At 40.9% G+C, this 16,251-nt stretch carries 9 protein-coding genes; 7 read left to right on the top strand and 2 right to left on the bottom strand.

What is annotated here, in order from left to right; genetic code table 11:
- Positions 1–56 precede the first annotated feature (56 nt).
- From QTN47_RS14420 to QTN47_RS14405, 4 genes are all read left to right on the top strand, one after another.
- On the top strand, positions 57–605 hold the full coding sequence (locus QTN47_RS14420) for a carboxypeptidase-like regulatory domain-containing protein (protein WP_369330098.1): 549 nt from the start codon (positions 57–59) through the stop codon (positions 603–605).
- Positions 539–3,061 carry a SusC/RagA family TonB-linked outer membrane protein gene (locus tag QTN47_RS14415; protein WP_369330225.1) on the top strand — a complete coding sequence of 841 codons (2,523 nt, stop codon included), beginning with the start codon at positions 539–541 and terminating at the stop codon, positions 3,059–3,061. The genes QTN47_RS14420 and QTN47_RS14415 overlap by 67 nt, the downstream gene beginning before the upstream one ends.
- Positions 3,062–3,326: 265 nt before the next feature.
- A complete protein-coding gene (locus QTN47_RS14410) occupies positions 3,327–4,922 on the top strand; it encodes a RagB/SusD family nutrient uptake outer membrane protein (RefSeq protein WP_369330097.1) in 1,596 nt (531 codons plus the stop codon).
- Positions 4,923–5,286: 364 nt separating this feature from the next.
- Entirely contained in the window at positions 5,287–8,658 is a 3,372-nt protein-coding gene (locus QTN47_RS14405; protein ID WP_369330096.1) for a glycoside hydrolase family 38 N-terminal domain-containing protein, read from the top strand.
- 382 nt (positions 8,659–9,040) lie between these two features.
- On the opposite strand, the gene QTN47_RS14400 is transcribed toward QTN47_RS14405, so the two are convergent.
- A complete protein-coding gene (locus tag QTN47_RS14400; RefSeq protein WP_369330095.1) occupies positions 9,041–9,514 on the bottom strand; it encodes an anthrone oxygenase family protein in 474 nt (157 codons plus the stop codon).
- 254 nt (positions 9,515–9,768) lie between these two features.
- On the opposite strand from QTN47_RS14400, the gene QTN47_RS14395 reads away from it, so the two are divergent.
- Positions 9,769–12,090, top strand: a complete 2,322-nt coding sequence (locus tag QTN47_RS14395; protein WP_369330094.1) for a GH92 family glycosyl hydrolase — start codon at positions 9,769–9,771, stop codon at positions 12,088–12,090.
- 338 nt (positions 12,091–12,428) lie between these two features.
- Positions 12,429–13,070 carry a pyridoxamine 5'-phosphate oxidase gene (gene pdxH, locus QTN47_RS14390; protein WP_369330093.1) on the top strand — a complete coding sequence of 214 codons (642 nt, stop codon included), beginning with the start codon at positions 12,429–12,431 and terminating at the stop codon, positions 13,068–13,070.
- 190 nt (positions 13,071–13,260) lie between these two features.
- On the opposite strand, the gene meaB is transcribed toward pdxH, so the two are convergent.
- Positions 13,261–14,289 carry a methylmalonyl Co-A mutase-associated GTPase MeaB gene (meaB, locus tag QTN47_RS14385; RefSeq protein WP_369330092.1) on the bottom strand — a complete coding sequence of 343 codons (1,029 nt, stop codon included), beginning with the start codon at positions 14,287–14,289 and terminating at the stop codon, positions 13,261–13,263.
- A gap of 490 nt (positions 14,290–14,779) precedes the next feature.
- Between meaB and nhaD the strand changes: the two genes are divergently transcribed.
- Positions 14,780–16,060 (top strand): sodium:proton antiporter NhaD, encoded by a 1,281-nt coding sequence (gene nhaD / locus QTN47_RS14380; protein WP_369330091.1) that lies wholly within the window; start codon positions 14,780–14,782, stop codon positions 16,058–16,060.
- Positions 16,061–16,251: the final 191 nt, after the last annotated feature.

Below are 16,251 nucleotides of genomic sequence, written 5' to 3'. Positions count from 1 at the left end.
CGTATAAGAGATTCTTAAGCCTTTTACGTGCAACATATTTACTCTTAATATGCACGATGTCAGCAACTGCTCAAAGTACTATAATTAAAGGACGTGTTGCGGATGAAACTGGTAAGCCGCTGTCAAATGTATCAGTATTGGTTAAAGGAACTACTGCCGGAACCATTACTGATGACAATGGTAATTATACGCTTGCCATCGAGGCCGCAGGCAGCAAGCTTATTTTTACTTTGGTAGGCTATGCGGAAGTTGAAAAGCCTGCTGACATGGCAAAGGATGTAATACTACCAGCCATTAAAAATAACCTTGATTCTGTTGTGGTTGTTGGCTATGGATCTATGCGTAAGAAAGATGTTACCGGTTCCGTAAGTTCAGTTAAAGCCACTGATTTGCTGGCACGACCTGTAACTAATGCGCTCGAGGGTTTACAGGGCCGCGTTGCCGGCGTGGACATAGCTTTAAACTCTGGGTCACCTACCGGTTCTCCCTCTGTTATTATTCGAGGTATAGGTTCCATCAATTCCTCAACAGACCCGTTATATGTAGTAGATGGGGTAGCAATGACAAACATACAATACTTGAACCTTATGATATACAAAATGTAGAAGTATTAAAAGATGGATCGGCAACAAGTATTTATGGAGCCAGAGGATCAAATGGAGTAATACTAATAACAACCAAGAGAGGCAACTCAGCTAAAGGTACCATTATAACATATGATGCTTCTTTAAGTATAGGTAAAATGGCCAATAAAATCTCTGTATTAAACTCCCGACAGTTTTTGGATGTATTAAAACAAGGCATGGCTAACAATCCACTATGGGGAGCAGGACCCCGTACACTGGACTTATCTGATACGCGCTTGTTTAAAACTGACGGAACACCCATTTATAATACAGACTGGCAGGATGAAGTAACAAGGACTGCAGTATCTAACAATCATCAAATATCTATCCAGCAACGTGGGGAAAACTCCTCAACAGGTGTTTTCCTGAATTATAGCTACAACCAGGGCATTATGCTTAATTCAGATTTGCGCAGGTTAAATGCAAGACTGGCACATGATAACAAAATAAATAACTGGTTGGATTTCGGCGCCAACCTCATGATTAACAACACTGTGGAGAATGTTGTATATCCAAGTACCGGCGGTAATAACCCAACAAGAACTATGATAGAAATGCCGTCCATATTCCCTGTAAAATTACCGGATGGTGAATGGGCGAATAATATGATGTCATCAACGTTTTCGTTTTTAGATCCCGCAGAAAATCCCGTAAAGTTTTTGGAGGAACAAGTCAACCGGAATACACGCACCCAATTGTTTGGCAATCTATTCTTCAATTTTAAGCTGGCAAAGGATCTTGAATTTAAAACGCAGTTAGGAGTTGATATGCAGAGTATGTTATACGATTCTTATTCACCGTCAACAATAATGAACTGGTCTGCTGACCAAAAAGGAGTGGCCAGCGTGCAAAGTGAAAGGTATAATTACTGGCAATGGGAAAACTTTTTAACGTATAGAAAAAAGTATAAAAAACACAGCATTAATGCTATGGCTGGTGCAAGCTGGCAGCAAAGGATAGACAGAACATTAAACGGCTCAACACAATATTTCTCGGACGATTATTTTCAGATGTATAACCTGGGCGCAGGCGGCAAGCCCAACGCACCGGGAAGCGGTTATGATCAGTGGAGTATCAATTCTTTTTTTGCGAGAATAGGTTACACTTTTGCCGACAGGTTTTTGCTTACATTAACCGGCCGCGATGACGGCTCATCACGTTTTGGATCATCCAATAAGTATGCATTCTTTCCATCAGCCGGCGCAGGTTATATAGTAAGTAAAGAAAAGTTTATGGAAAAAATACCTGCGATAAATTATTTAAAAGTAAGGGCAAGTTATGGCCTTACCGGCAATACCGAAATAGGTTCTTATCAAAGTATTGCCACCATTAACAGTCAGACAAGTTTAATTAATGGTAGTAGGGTAGGCTCATCTTACGTAAGAAACCTGGCCAATCCTGATTTGCGCTGGGAGAAAACAGCACAAACGGATGTAGGTTTTGAATTGCAGCTGTTTAGAACCCGGATTTCTTTAGAAGCCGATTATTATTACAAATTAACTACCGATTTGCTGTTAAACAAACCCATACCAAACAGTACAGGTTTTGACGGTGTTTTATCCAACATAGGATCCATGAGTAATCAAGGGCTGGATATAGCATTAAACACTATGAATATTCAGCAAAAGAACTCTTACTGGAAAATGGGTATTGTGGCCAACTATAATAAAAACCGCATAGAAAAATTGGGTAACAATAATGAAGATATATTTCCCGGTCCATATTGGGGACCGGTTTCAGATGGTTTTACCATTTTGCGGGTAGGTGAAGCCGCAGGTTCTTTCTGGGGCTATCAAAGGTTAGGTACATACAGCATCGAAGAAGTTGCTGAAGGCAAAGCAAAGGATCCCAACTATCCTTATCATGCAGGCGAAGAAAAAGAATCTGCCAATAAAACAATTTTAGGTAAAGGTGCGCCCACCTGGACAGGCAGTTTTGTAAACACATTTGGCTATAAGAATTTTGATCTGTTAATTGATCTTCAATTTTCGCAGGGTGCCAGTCTGGCCCAGGCGTTCCTGTTTTCATCAGAAGACAGAACTGGCTATAGCAATTCTTTATCTACAGTGTTAAACGGATGGACTCCGGCAAATCAGAATACTAACATACAGCAATTGCGTTTTGCACCGGATGCGGGACAAACAGCCTGCTTCGATAGTCATTGGGTGTCAAACGGATCTTTCATAAGAGGAAGAAACGTTGCAATCAGTTATAATTTCAGCACGCATTTTACGGAGTTATTAAAAATAAAACGGGCCAAATTGTATATAAGTGCTCAAAACCTGTTCCTCATTAAATCCGGTGACTATAAGGGCTATGATCCTCAAAGTATTTCATGGAGCACTGCAGGAGCACCACCATTTGGACAGAATATTGAGTTTTATCAATATCCCAAAGCACGCACATTTACAGCTGGTTTGAACGTAAGTCTTTAAATGTTATATTTTAATAGAGATAGGATATGGATATGGTGCGAGAATTTTATTATGAACCCACCAAAGGAATGCTATTAAGCATTTCTTGCGTCGCACTCTTCAACTATAGCATTACTAATGAAAAAGATAAAATACAACAATCTACAACAACAACATTAATTAGCAAGTAATGGATTCCGGAGCGTTGTGCATGAGTAATAAGCAATGCCCGAATTAAAGCACTTCGTACTTAAGATCGATTTTATAAAATAGTAAAGATTTTAAAATGAAACACTCAATAATAATAATACAGGTATTCATTGTTGCTGCAATATTTACCTCAACTTCCTGTACCAAGTTTTTGCAGGAAACACCCAAAAGCAACATGCCGGCATCAGAATATTATCAAACAACCGAACAGGCATTAAGCGCGCTAAATTATTTATATGATAAAGGTACGGGTATACCATCCTTTTATAGTGTAAGAGGAGGCTTGTACGATGCATCAAACAGTTTTACATTTGATAACATGTCGGGTCTTGCAAATAATGTAGTGGCACAAAATACCAGCATAAGAAACTTTGCTTCTCTAACACAAGGGCCGGATAATTGCGCGAACTACCTCGGCGGTATTTGGAGGAATTTCTATAGCTCTATAGCAGATGCGAATTCAATTATAGCTAACGTGGAGAATAATGGGAATATTAATGCTGAGGCCCAGAAGAAAATACTGGCAACAGCGAAATTTTTTCGCGCCGCAAATTACTATTATCTCATAAGGTTGTTTGGCGCAGTGCCGCTTATATTAAAACCGTACACGTCGCTGGACAATATTTATATGCCACGCACATCAGTTGATTCTGTATACAATTCCATTACGGAGGATTTAAACTGGGCTCTTACAAACGGAATGCTGGCAGATGTGCCAATGGGCTTCAACGGTAATAATATATCAAGAGGAACGGTGCAGGTAATGTTGTCAGAAGTATACTTAACAATGGCGGGTTATCCATTGCAAAAAGGCGTAGAATATTACAAGAAAGCGTTAAACACTGCTAAGGAGCTATTGAACAGTGGCGGTGGCTATGCACTCTTTACAAGTTCTGGTAGATTAACACCTTTTGACAAACTTCGTCTGTCAGACTATGATAAGGGTAGTGAATATCTTTTCTTTATAGAATACGATCCTTCTATACAACAATCACCTTTCCCCCAATATTCATTCCCTAATACATTTCCAAGTCCGATACCTTCCACTAATTTAAAAATACAATACTCGCTGGTTCTATCAACATGGACACCTTCTACCCAGTTATTAAAAATGTATGACAGCGCCAATGATATCCGCAGGCATGAAAAGCAGTTCTATAGCACCTCGTTTGTATATAAAAGCACAGCCAGTAGTGACGATACTGCTATAAGTTTTTCCGCCATGCCTTACAGGTGGTATGATAGTGCAGCATTATTTATGACGGGAGCTTCAGGTAAATACACTGCCATTTACCGGATGGCAGATGCATATTTAATAGCAGCAGAAGCAGCCAACGAATTAGGTGAAGATCCAACACCGTACCTGCAACCGATTATACACAGGGCATACATAAATATGCCAGCTATACCCGGTGATGCGGCAGGCCGAAAAAATTTTATTTTAGCCGAACGTTGCAGGGAGCTTGCTATGGAAGGGCATTTCTGGTTTGATATGTTACGTACAAGGCTTTACCCGGACGTGTCAGGTACTAATCCAACATTTTCTGCGTTGATAGGCCATTCAAACGGCAGGGGGCAGTTTTATACGACAAAAGATTTATTGTTGCCGTTACCGCCAACAGAAATGCAGCGTAATCCGAATCTACAACCGCAAAATCCAATGTATGAATAAGGATGAGTTATTTTGCTACAGAAAAATTGACGAAGTACGGAATGTTTTTTACAACCGGGTAAAGACGGTCGAGGCATAGGGGAGTAAAATTTTTTGCGAAACTTTTCGGAACACGGATTTGAAACGAATTGGACCGGTTTGAACGATTTATAATAAATTCGTTCTTGACCTTTCAAATTCGTGTTCCATTTCTTCGCATAGCTCAATAAAGAACAAAAGTGCAAGTGTGCGACGCAAGGAACGATTCATAGAAGTTCTGTTGCCCGGGTCATAACAAAAAAACGGAATTATTAATATCGGCCAAAAAGAGAAAAGCTTCAACACTTTGCGTTATTATACTAACTAATAAAAGCAACAATATATTATGTTTAAACAAAAGGCCACTGCAACATTAAAAACTATTGTACTGATAGTAATAGTTGCAATAGGATCATATAGCGGCACTGCAAGTGCTCAACAAAACCTGTTGTGGCAGATAGGTGGAAAGCAAAACAAGTTTGCACTGGCACCGGATCAATACAGTAAATTTTCTAAGGACGGATTTTTTATTGTAGGCAAATCATCGGAACAAATGGACTGGCCTTATTGTCATCCCGGTCCGGATGACGGATGGGCAGGTAACCGCAAACATACATTTACTGTGGTGTTTGGTTTAAAAAATGCAAGTAGTAAAAGTGATGCAGTTTTTACGGTTCAACTGGCAGATGTTGGTCGCCGTTCAATAAAATTACTCGTAACAGTCAATAATAACAAGCATACGGTAACAGTACCGCGGGGCGCATCTAAAGCAATTAGTGGCGATACAACAGGTGGTAAAAAATATACTTTCACAGTAACAATACCTTCAACAGAATTTATTGCGGGCAACAATATTATTTCGCTTACAACAGAAAGCGGAAGCTGGATGGTATATGATAATTTAAGACTTACGGCGCCGGCAGAAATTACTGCACAGGCTGTTACTCCAAATATAACGGTGGCAGAAGCAACAGGCCTGCCTTTTATACAGACAAAGAATAACCGCAGTTACCAGCCGGTAAAATTAATGCTGACCAATACCGGCGATCAGGCTAATCTTACTGCAAAACTGAGCAGGAGATTATCGCAAAATATTGTTGTGCCAACAGGGTATCAGCAAGCGGATATTTTAGCTCCGGAAGTTACCAAAGACTCGGTTATAAGTATAACACTAAAAAAAGGCGGTAAGGTATTGTTAACGCAAAAGGTTACCGTAAAGCCTGTTACCAAAATGACGATTTATGTATTGCCACATTCTCATACAGATATTGGTTATACGGAAATTCAATCAGCCGTTGAAGAAAAGCAAATCAACAATTTATTGACAGGAATTGAGTATGCAGAAAAAACAAAAAACTATCCTGAGGGAGCCAGGTTTGTCTGGAATGTAGAAGGCACGTATGTTGCGGACTTGTTCCTGCAACGCATGAGTGAGGATAAGAAAGCAGCGTTTTACAATGCAGTTAAAAATGGAAGTGTTGCGTTGAACGGCATGTATGTAAATACACTAACAGGCTTATGCAGACCAGAAGAATTAATAAACCTGTTTAAGTATTCAACAGAGTTAGGCAATAAATGCAATGTTACAATTGATGCCGCCATGCTAAGCGATGTGCCGGGTAATACATGGGGAACCGTGGCTGCCATGGCCCGCGCGGGTATAAAATATTTTTCCAATGCGCCCAATAACTTTGACCGCATTGGCGATATCCTCGTAAAGTGGGAGAATAAACCTTTCTACTGGGTATCTCCTTCGGGCAAAGAAAAAGTGCTTGTATGGATTCCTTATCGTGGGTATGCGTTATCACATGGTGTAAGTGCACTTAATGCCGACTTTGTTTCCAACTATGTAGGCAAGCTTAAAGAAATTAATTTTCCTTACGATATAAGCTATATACGCTGGGCAGGCCATGGTGACAATGCTGTGCCGGATATAGAAATAAGCGATTTTGTAAAAGACTGGAGCAGTAAATATACCTGGCCAAAATTTATTATCACATCTACCAGCAAAGCATTTAAAACCTTTGAAGATAAATACGGAAGTACATTACCTGTTGAAAAAGGTGACTGGACAGGTTACTGGGAGGACGGTGCAGGATCTTCTTCTTTTGAAACTGCACAAAACAGGGCAAGTTCCGAAAGGTTAACACAGGCTGAAACTGTCTGGTCGATGGCTAACAGTAGTAAATATCCAACAGCAGATTTTGAAAATGGATGGAAACATGTATCACTATATTCTGAACATACATGGGGAGCTGATATAAGCGTAAGCACACCGTTGAGCCAGAAAACAATAGAACAGTGGGAGATAAAAAAATCTTACGCAACGGCAGCCGATAGTATTTCTAAAGTTCTTTTGCACAGGGCCTATAGCGGCAGAGGCGCACAAAATACCATTGATGTATTGAATACCAACTCATGGGCGAAAACCGGGCTGGTAATTGTATCTGCACAACAGTCAGCAAATGGAGATGTTGTTAAAGATGCAGCTGGAAATGTATTTCCTTCACAACGTTTGTCAACCGGCGAACTGGCTTTTGTAGCAAAAGATATAGCGCCGTTTGCAGCTAAGCGTTTTACCATAAATAACGGAGTAGGCTTTGACGCAACGAAGGTGCTTGCCACTGATAATATTTTAGATAACGGCTTAATACGTGTAGTGGTAGATAAAACAAGCGGCGCTATAACAAGCCTTAGATGTATGGCCATTGATAATAATTTTGCTGATTCTGCAAATGGCAATTATTTAAACGATTTCCTGTTTCTACGCGGTAATGATGTAGCAACTATTAAACGCAACGGACCTGTAACAATAAAAGTCAAAGAATCCGGGCCGGTAATGGCTGTGTTATCTGTGCAAAGCGAAGCTCCCGGTGCTAACAAATTAACGCGTGAAATAAGGCTGGTAGCAGGTGCTGATTATGTTGAAGTGGCAAATATTGTAGACAAAAAACCGGCGGAGCTCAATCCCGTACCCGGTGATTATGCCTGGGCAAATGTGGGTGGAAAAGAGAGTTTAAATTTTGGATTTCCGTTTAATGTATCCCGCGGTGTAATGAATATCGACATACCTTTTGGTGTTATGCAACCGGAAAAAGATCAGATACCCGGCTCGTGTAAAAACTGGCTGGAAACAAACCGGTGGGTTGATGTAAGTAACGATAACTTCGGTATCACATGGTCTAGCCTGGATGCACCACTTATTCAGGTTGGGGGCGTTACTGCAAATTTATTAGGTGGACAGACAAATCCTGATGTGTGGCGAAAGAAAATTGATCAGACACAAACACTCTATTCATGGGCGTTAAATAATCATTGGGAAACAAATTACAGAGCTTATCAGGATGGCATCATAACATTCCGGTATGCTATGCGGCCGCATTCACAATATGATCCTGCGGAGGCGACAAGGTTTGCTACAGCATTATTGCAGCCGTTGGTTGTTGCTGATGCAACCGGTAATGAGCAGGCGGAATCTTTATTACAATTAAGCTCGCCAAATATTATTGTAACAGCGTTAAAACCTGCTGATGAGGGAAATGCATTTATAGTGACGTTGTTTAACCCAACCGATATGAAACAACAAACAGCATTGAAGTGGAAATATCCGGTTAAAAGCATCGTATATAGTAATACGGGGGAACATATCCTGAACAAGGTTGCTGATGAAATAACAATTGATGCACTGGAAGTGGTTATGTTAAGAGTGGAGAAGTAACAAAGTTTGTCCACCCGCGATGTCAAAGTCATCTGTTTTGTTTAAAGATATTGTAAAGGGCGGCAAGCTGGAGTACGAGTTGGCATCTTCTCCTGGGAAATAGATAATCCATCTGTTCAGATAAATTTTAAATCCTTTCTTCAGTACGAAGAAGGGATTTTTTACTTTAAAGAATGTTCAAATTTTTTTTAAAAAAAGGGAGTCAATATATGCACGTAATTTTCCCCTTTTTTCGGAATACGATCCATGCTGTTTTGCTGCTGGAGGCATCTGTTATTCTGTATCAATTTAATATTCGAATTCTATCTGCATCTGAAAATGGAGCGGAGAATATGTTCCTTCGATCACTTTCAAAACAAACAGTGGGGGAAAGTCTAAACTTTTAAATGCTTTTTTTTGAAGCACTTAGAAAAGAGACCGTGAAAAATCCAAAGCTTGCAACAGAAGTTATAGTTCTTACCTGATGATAGAATTGCCAGCGATTTCTTATGTTTTGCCAATCAGCCGGTGGATTGTCTGCTATCCAGCTCTTTATTTGATTGTCAATGGGAACTAAAACGATCAAAGTGATCAGTAGAGTAGCAATCATCAATAATAAGGAAAAAAGTGACAGATAGAATCCGGGGCTTTTCTTTTGGTGATGAGACATTGTGGCCAGGAATAGGAACAGGATACACGAAGGCATTAAAATTCTCATGGGCCACGCCACATTTGCTATTATCACTTTGCCAATGTGGATGAATTCCGAAATGGAAAATTCCTCAATGGATCTTGTTAAAGTGAACCATGTTCCCCAAAAGACTCCGGTAACTAAAAGCAGAAGCATAAGTGTCACAAAATTCAAAAGCTTTTTCATTGCTGAATTTTTAATAATGTAGCTGCTAACAAGGTTGGGCTTATGCAGGCAGGAAAACAGCATTCTGCCTTGCTGGCTGCTGTCGCTTTTTTATTCGTAGGTGAAGATAATACAAAGACGAAATTTATTAAAGTCTTTCGGATGAATGAAAAAAGGAGATTCATATGTATGGACATTAGAACATTCTGTAACTTGTATCCTAAAACATTTCAAAATAAAAAGACCTTCTGTTTATCTCAAACCTTAACATGACCATGAAAAAGATATTCTTCTTTGCACTTTTTTTTGTTGCTTTAGTGAGTGCTACTGCTCAAAAGCAACCCGTTGATTACGCCGATCCTTTACTCGGCACATCCGAGTCCCGCTGGATGTTAAATCCGGGTGCGACTATGCCATTTGGAATGGTGCAGTTGAGTCCTGACAACCAGGGAGGCGTATGGAAATCAGGCTACGAATATTCTCTTAATAATATTGGCGGCTTTAGTCATATTCATTCATGGACGATGGCGGGTCTTTCTGTAATGCCGACTGTAGGTGCGCTGAACACCCGTCGTGGACCGGCAGATGGACCAACTACAGGCTGGACGACCGGTTACCGTTCAAGGATTTATAAAGAAACAGAACAGGCAAGCCCGGGCTACTACGCGGTAAAACTCATGAATGGCGACATCACCACCGAACTTACAAGCACCACGCGCGCAGGCTTCTTCCGCTTTTCTTATTCAGATGAAGAGGATGCGCATATATTGTTAGATCTTGATATTCCGTTTGAAAATACTGCGGAAATACTGGACGCAAAAATTACAAAAGTAAGCGACAAGGAAATTGAAGGTTACTCCAAACAAAAGTGGAGCTGGAATGATTACACGGTGCATTTTGTAGTTCGCTTCAACAGACCCATTGAAAGTTTTGGCGGTTGGGTAGGGAATAAAGTGACCAAAGATACAACTGCAATTGCAGGTAAAGGAAAGATGGGGGCGTATGCCGACTTCAAAACCAAAAAGGGCGATGTTATTTTAATGCAAACAGCAATATCGCTTGTAAGCATAGAACAGGCGAGGTTGAACCTTGAAACAGAGATGAATCCTTTCAACTGGAATTTTGACGGCGTAAGGGACAATGCAAAAAACACATGGAACGCCCTGCTTGGCAAAATTCAAATTGAGGGCGGATCTGATGTTGACAGAAAGAAATTTTATACAAATCTCTACAGATCATACGTTGCCCGCACAACATGGAGCGATGTAAACGGCAAGTATGTAGATGTGAATGAAATAGTACGGCAGGTCGATAAAAATTCGCCAGTTTACGGAAGTGACGCGCTTTGGAATACATTCTGGAACCTTAACCAGTTGTGGGCGCTTGTTAATCCGGATCTCACAAGTAATTGGGTGAGGTCGCTACTGGAAATTTACAAGACAGGCGGATGGCTTCCTAAAGGACCCGCTGGTATTGAATATTCGGGCATTATGGAAGCTTCGCATGAAATTCCTTTAATAGTTGGTGCTTACCAAAAAGGCATTCGTGACTTTGATGTAAATAAGGCATTTGAAGCTATGCTTCATCAACAAACCACACCAGGAGTAGTAACGCCGGAAGGTGGATATGCGGGTAATAAATTCTTTGAGTCGTACATGAAGTTGGGTTTCGTGCCAACAGAAGAGGGGCAGGTTTCTAATACACTGGAATATGCGTATGACGACTGGTGCGTTTCGCAGATGGCAAAAGCGTTGGGTAAAAAGAAAGAGTATGACATGTTTATTAAGCGCGCAGGTAACTATAAAAATGTGTTTGATACATCTGTGAAATATATCCGCATGAAGCACAAGGACAGTACATGGGTTAAAGAATGGAACCCATACTGCTGCACGTCGTTTAGCGGACCGGGTTACCTTGAAGGCAATGCATGGCAATATAGTTTCTTTAACCCGCATGATGTGCAAGGCATTCTGAACCTGATGGGAAAAGATGAATTCAACAATCGTCTTGATGAAGGTTTTGAAAAGTCAGCACGCTTTAATTTCAATGCTGAAGGTGATCTGTACGACCGTGTTCCGATCAACCATGGTAACCAGCCAAACATGCAGGCTTCCTGGTTGTTCAACTATTCCGGCAAGCCATGGTTGACTCAAAAATGGACAAGGGAGATCATGAGCAAATATTATGGGGCTACCGCTTATCACGGTTGGCTGGGTGACGAGGACGAGGGACAAATGGGCGCATGGTATGTAATGGCCGCGATGGGATTGTTCCAGACTGATGGCGGCGCTTCAACAAAACCTTTTTACGAAATAGGAAGTCCGTTGTTTGAGAAAGTCACCATCAATCTTGATCCGGAATATTATCCCGGACAAACGTTCACCATTGAGGCGCACAATACTTCAGACGTGAACAGGTATATCCAGTCTGCAACGCTGAACGGTCAGCCGTTAACAAAACCATGGTTTTATCATGCTGACCTGGTGAAAGGAGGAAGCCTGGTTCTTGAAATGGGCCCCGAGCCCAATATGCAATGGGGAAGCAAGGATGAAGATGCGCCGCCTTCAATGTCTGCAAGACCGAAGAAGAAAAAGTGATCCTGGTAAGAAATTAACCACAGAGGTAAATGAGTTAAGGCACAGAGATTCCTGTATCTGCAGGTAGTCTAATAAAAAAGCCTAACCACAGAGGTAAAAGGGTTAAGGCACAGAGTTTCACTGACTCTGCAGACAATCAGGCTCTTTATTCCTTGCAGCTCAGTGAATCAACTCTATTCACTCTGTGGTTAAAAACTATCGCTGCAGCGTCCCCCGGACGCTGTATTTTTTTCAACTATTTACGTTTTATCTTTGTTTTAATCATTATCCAAAATGATATTCATCATTTATTGGTCCTGGCAGGTATATTAAATTTGTTAAAACTAACCTTCGTGATTATGAACAAAAAAATAGCGGATATACGTAAAGACTACAAACTTCAGTCACTCAGCAAAGCGGACCTGGCGCCGGATGCAATCGATCAATTTAACAAATGGTGGAACGAAGCAGTAAAATGCGATATAGATGAGGTGAATGCCATGACACTGGCAACCTGCGACAAAAATTTAACTCCACATGCGCGCATCGTTTTACTGAAGGATTTTGATGAGAACGGATTTGTGTTTTTCTCCAACTATAATTCTCACAAAGCAATTGAGATAGCTGAAAACCATAAAGCCGCCATATTGTTTTTCTGGAAAGAGCTGGAAAGACAGGTACGCATAGAAGGCCTGATAGAAAAAATAGCAGAAAGCGAAAGTGAAGAATATTTCCATTCAAGACCAGCAGGCAGCCGTATTAGTGCCTGGGCAAGTCCACAAAGCAGCATCATACAGTCCAGGGATGTGCTGGATAAAAATACCCAGAAATACCTTGATGAATTTGGCGACAACATTCCACGTCCCGCACATTGGGGTGGTTATTGTTTAATTCCGCGTTGCATTGAATTCTGGCAGGGCAGAAGCAGCCGCATGCACGACAGATTTTTGTACACTCGCGTAAACAGCAACGATTGGCGCATTGAACGATTAGCGCCGTAATCGGGTAGAGGCGCGAGGCATCGCGCCTCGATCATGATTGTCGGCATTTAATTATCAAGAGGCGGGAGGCATCGCGCCTCTTGATGATAATAATCGTCGTTTTATTAATAACCCGCCACATATGGCGCCTGGGTTGAAGAATAATGTCGGTATCTAATTTAAAGAGGCGCGATGCCTCCCGCCTCTACCATTAATAAATTTCACACGTTTTTTTATCACCTGCAACCTCTGCCATTTTCAATAATTTTTTTGCGGCCACTACTGCTGGTGTTTTGCCGGTTTCAACCCGTTGTTCCTGGTTCGGCAGCACATCTTTTATGCTGCCATTATTATAAAAATTGTGTTGAAGATAATAGCTGATGACATCATGCATCCATTGCCTGTTTTGGGTTTGTCTGTTCCGGTTAAATGATCCGTTTTCTTTTGCATGTATTTCAAACTGCCTGATCAGCTGCCAGGTTTCAGCGATACCCATTTTCTGTATAGCAGAGCACAACAGTACCTGGGGGTTCCATCTATTTTCCTGCGGAGCAAACATGTGTAATGCATTTGCATACTCCTGCTTTGCACGTTTGCAAGCAGTGATATTATCTCCATCAGCTTTATTGATAAGAATGGCATCAGCCATTTCCATAATGCCACGCTTAATGCCCTGTAATTCATCACCGGCACCCGCCAGCATAATCAAAAGAAAGAAATCAACGATGCCTTTAACACTCACTTCGCTCTGTCCTACACCTACTGTTTCAATTATAATGACATCAAATCCGGCGGCCTCACACAACAGCATTGTCTCCCTGGTTTTAGAATGAACACCGCCCAATGTATCGCCCGACGCAGAAGGGCGGACATATGCATTCACATCATTCGCCAATTCCTCCATCCGCGTTTTATCACCCAAAATACTACCCTTCGTTTTCCGGCTGGTAGGGTCAATAGTCAGCACCGCTACCTGCTTCCCAATAGAAGTAAGATATTTTCCAAAAGCTTCAATAAAAGTGCTTTTGCCCGCCCCGGGAATACCTGTGATTCCTATGCGTAGTGTATTTCCTGTGAACGGCAGGATCTTTTGCAAAACAGTTTCTGCAAGTTCGTTATCGGAGTGTAATTTGCTTTCGATCAATGTGATCGCCCTGCTCAATATTATGCGATCACCTTGCAGAATACCCTGTGCATATTCATCAGCTGAATATTTTCTCTTCTTAAAAAGCTTCTTCATAGGAGTTAAATAGAAAATTGAATAAAAATAGAAGAGGCTAAAGTAGTATAGGTGTAAAAGATAAAAACTGATTTGTTGCATGTTTTGAAGAAGCAGGTATGCAGATGTTGTTTTAACTAAATAAGTTGAGCAGGCAGTGCTGTTATTGTAACAACACATATATGTTCTTAAGAAATTGGGATGATTCATCTTTCACTATTTACACTTGATTATTATCCTGCAATTAAAGATTAACGGGGCGACTACACTTCCAAACTATTGCCTGTATTGCATTTCACGATACTTGCGATGCTAAAGTCAGCTGCTGGCTTTTGTAGTCTTGATAATTATCATTTTTTGAGCAATGACCAGCGACTATTTTGCCTCAATCCATTTTTAAAAAAGGAGCGCCATAATAAATTTATCGTGTAGATTCAGTGAAGTCACATCGGCACACATCTTATTCCTTTCAAAAAATGACAAGCCCGCTATTTAACTAAATATGTAGCATATGAACCCTGTTATTTCAATTCTTGCCGCAGCGATCTTTATTACCGGTTTTGCAATGATTGTTCTGGAACACACGATACGAATTAACAAATCCGCCACGGCAATGGTTACCGGTGCATTACTTTGGATTCTTATTGCCACTCAACTGGGTTCGGAAGATATCGCACACCATTTAACTGAAACGGGAGCAGGCGTATTTGGCATAATTATATTTCTTCTTTGTGCATTAAGCCTTGTAGAGATACTTGTCCATTATCGTTTTTTTGATCTGGTCAGGGGTAAGCTGTATTCTTTAAACTTTACAGATCGAAAGCAGTTTGTTTTAGTTGCCGTTATTGCGTTTTTTCTGTCTGCGGTTATTGATAATCTTACCACTACAGTCATCATGATACAGATCTCGAGAAAGTTTTTCAAGGGAAAAAATTTGCTGGTTGTAGCCGCGGGCATTGTGATTGTCGCTAATGCAGGGGGAGCTTTTTCTCCTATTGGTGATATTACAACCATTATGTTATGGTTTGCCAAAAAATTCGGAACAGGTGAAATTATTGTAAAAGGAATCCTGCCTTCTGTAGTGCTGGGTGCAGTTGCGATAGCGCTACTTGTGAGACAGTTAAAACCTGTGCCTAAAGATGATGATGAAGAAGAAATTATAACACAATTAGACAGGTCGGAAAAGACGGTTGTCACAGTCGTATTTATGTCGTTCCTGCTGCCGCTTTTTGCTAACCTTATCGGACTTGCTCCATATTTCGGCTTGCTGTTGGGGTTAGGTATTGTATGGATCACTATTGATCTGATGAAACGTTTTAGTAGTACTGCCACACACCTGTCAGCTTCTATTGAGGACCTGATTAGAAAAACGGATATAGCTTCTCTTAAATTTTTTGTAGGTATTCTTATTGCTGTTGCTGCTTTGCATGCGGGAGGGCTTTTGGAGAAACTTGCTCATCTTATTTATGGCTATGAGCCAAATGAAAATGCGTTGATCATTGGGAATGTTGCGCTTGGTATTATATCCTCTGTATTGGATAATGTGCCACTAACGGATATTGCTATAAAAATGGCTCAGACTACCGATAGCAATATATGGATATTACTTGCACTCACAGTAGGAACCGGAGGATCTCTGCTGGTAGTGGGTTCGGCTGCCGGGGTTGTAGCTATGGGCATGGTAAAAGAGTTAACATTTGGCAGATATTTTAGAATTGCTTTTTTACCGGCATTGTCAGGCTTTTTCGCCGCAGTAGCAGTATGGTATCTGGACTTTATATTTCTTGCCTGACAATTCACGAACTGAAATTGATAAAAGTTATTTGCAAATGTGATAAGAGTCAGCGTTTGCGCAAGCAAGTGGCTATACTTTTACACACTTCTTAATAAAGCTTTCGGACGTGTACTTAAACAAATTCCATGTGTTGCATTAATCAGATGAATTTTTAACCGCACAAAGGTTAAAAAAGAGCCCTGGCCGGA

This window comes from Danxiaibacter flavus, from assembly GCF_041060425.1.
Lineage (GTDB): Bacteria > Bacteroidota > Bacteroidia > Chitinophagales > Chitinophagaceae > Danxiaibacter > Danxiaibacter flavus.
This window is presented reverse-complemented; position numbering and strand designations above follow the sequence as displayed.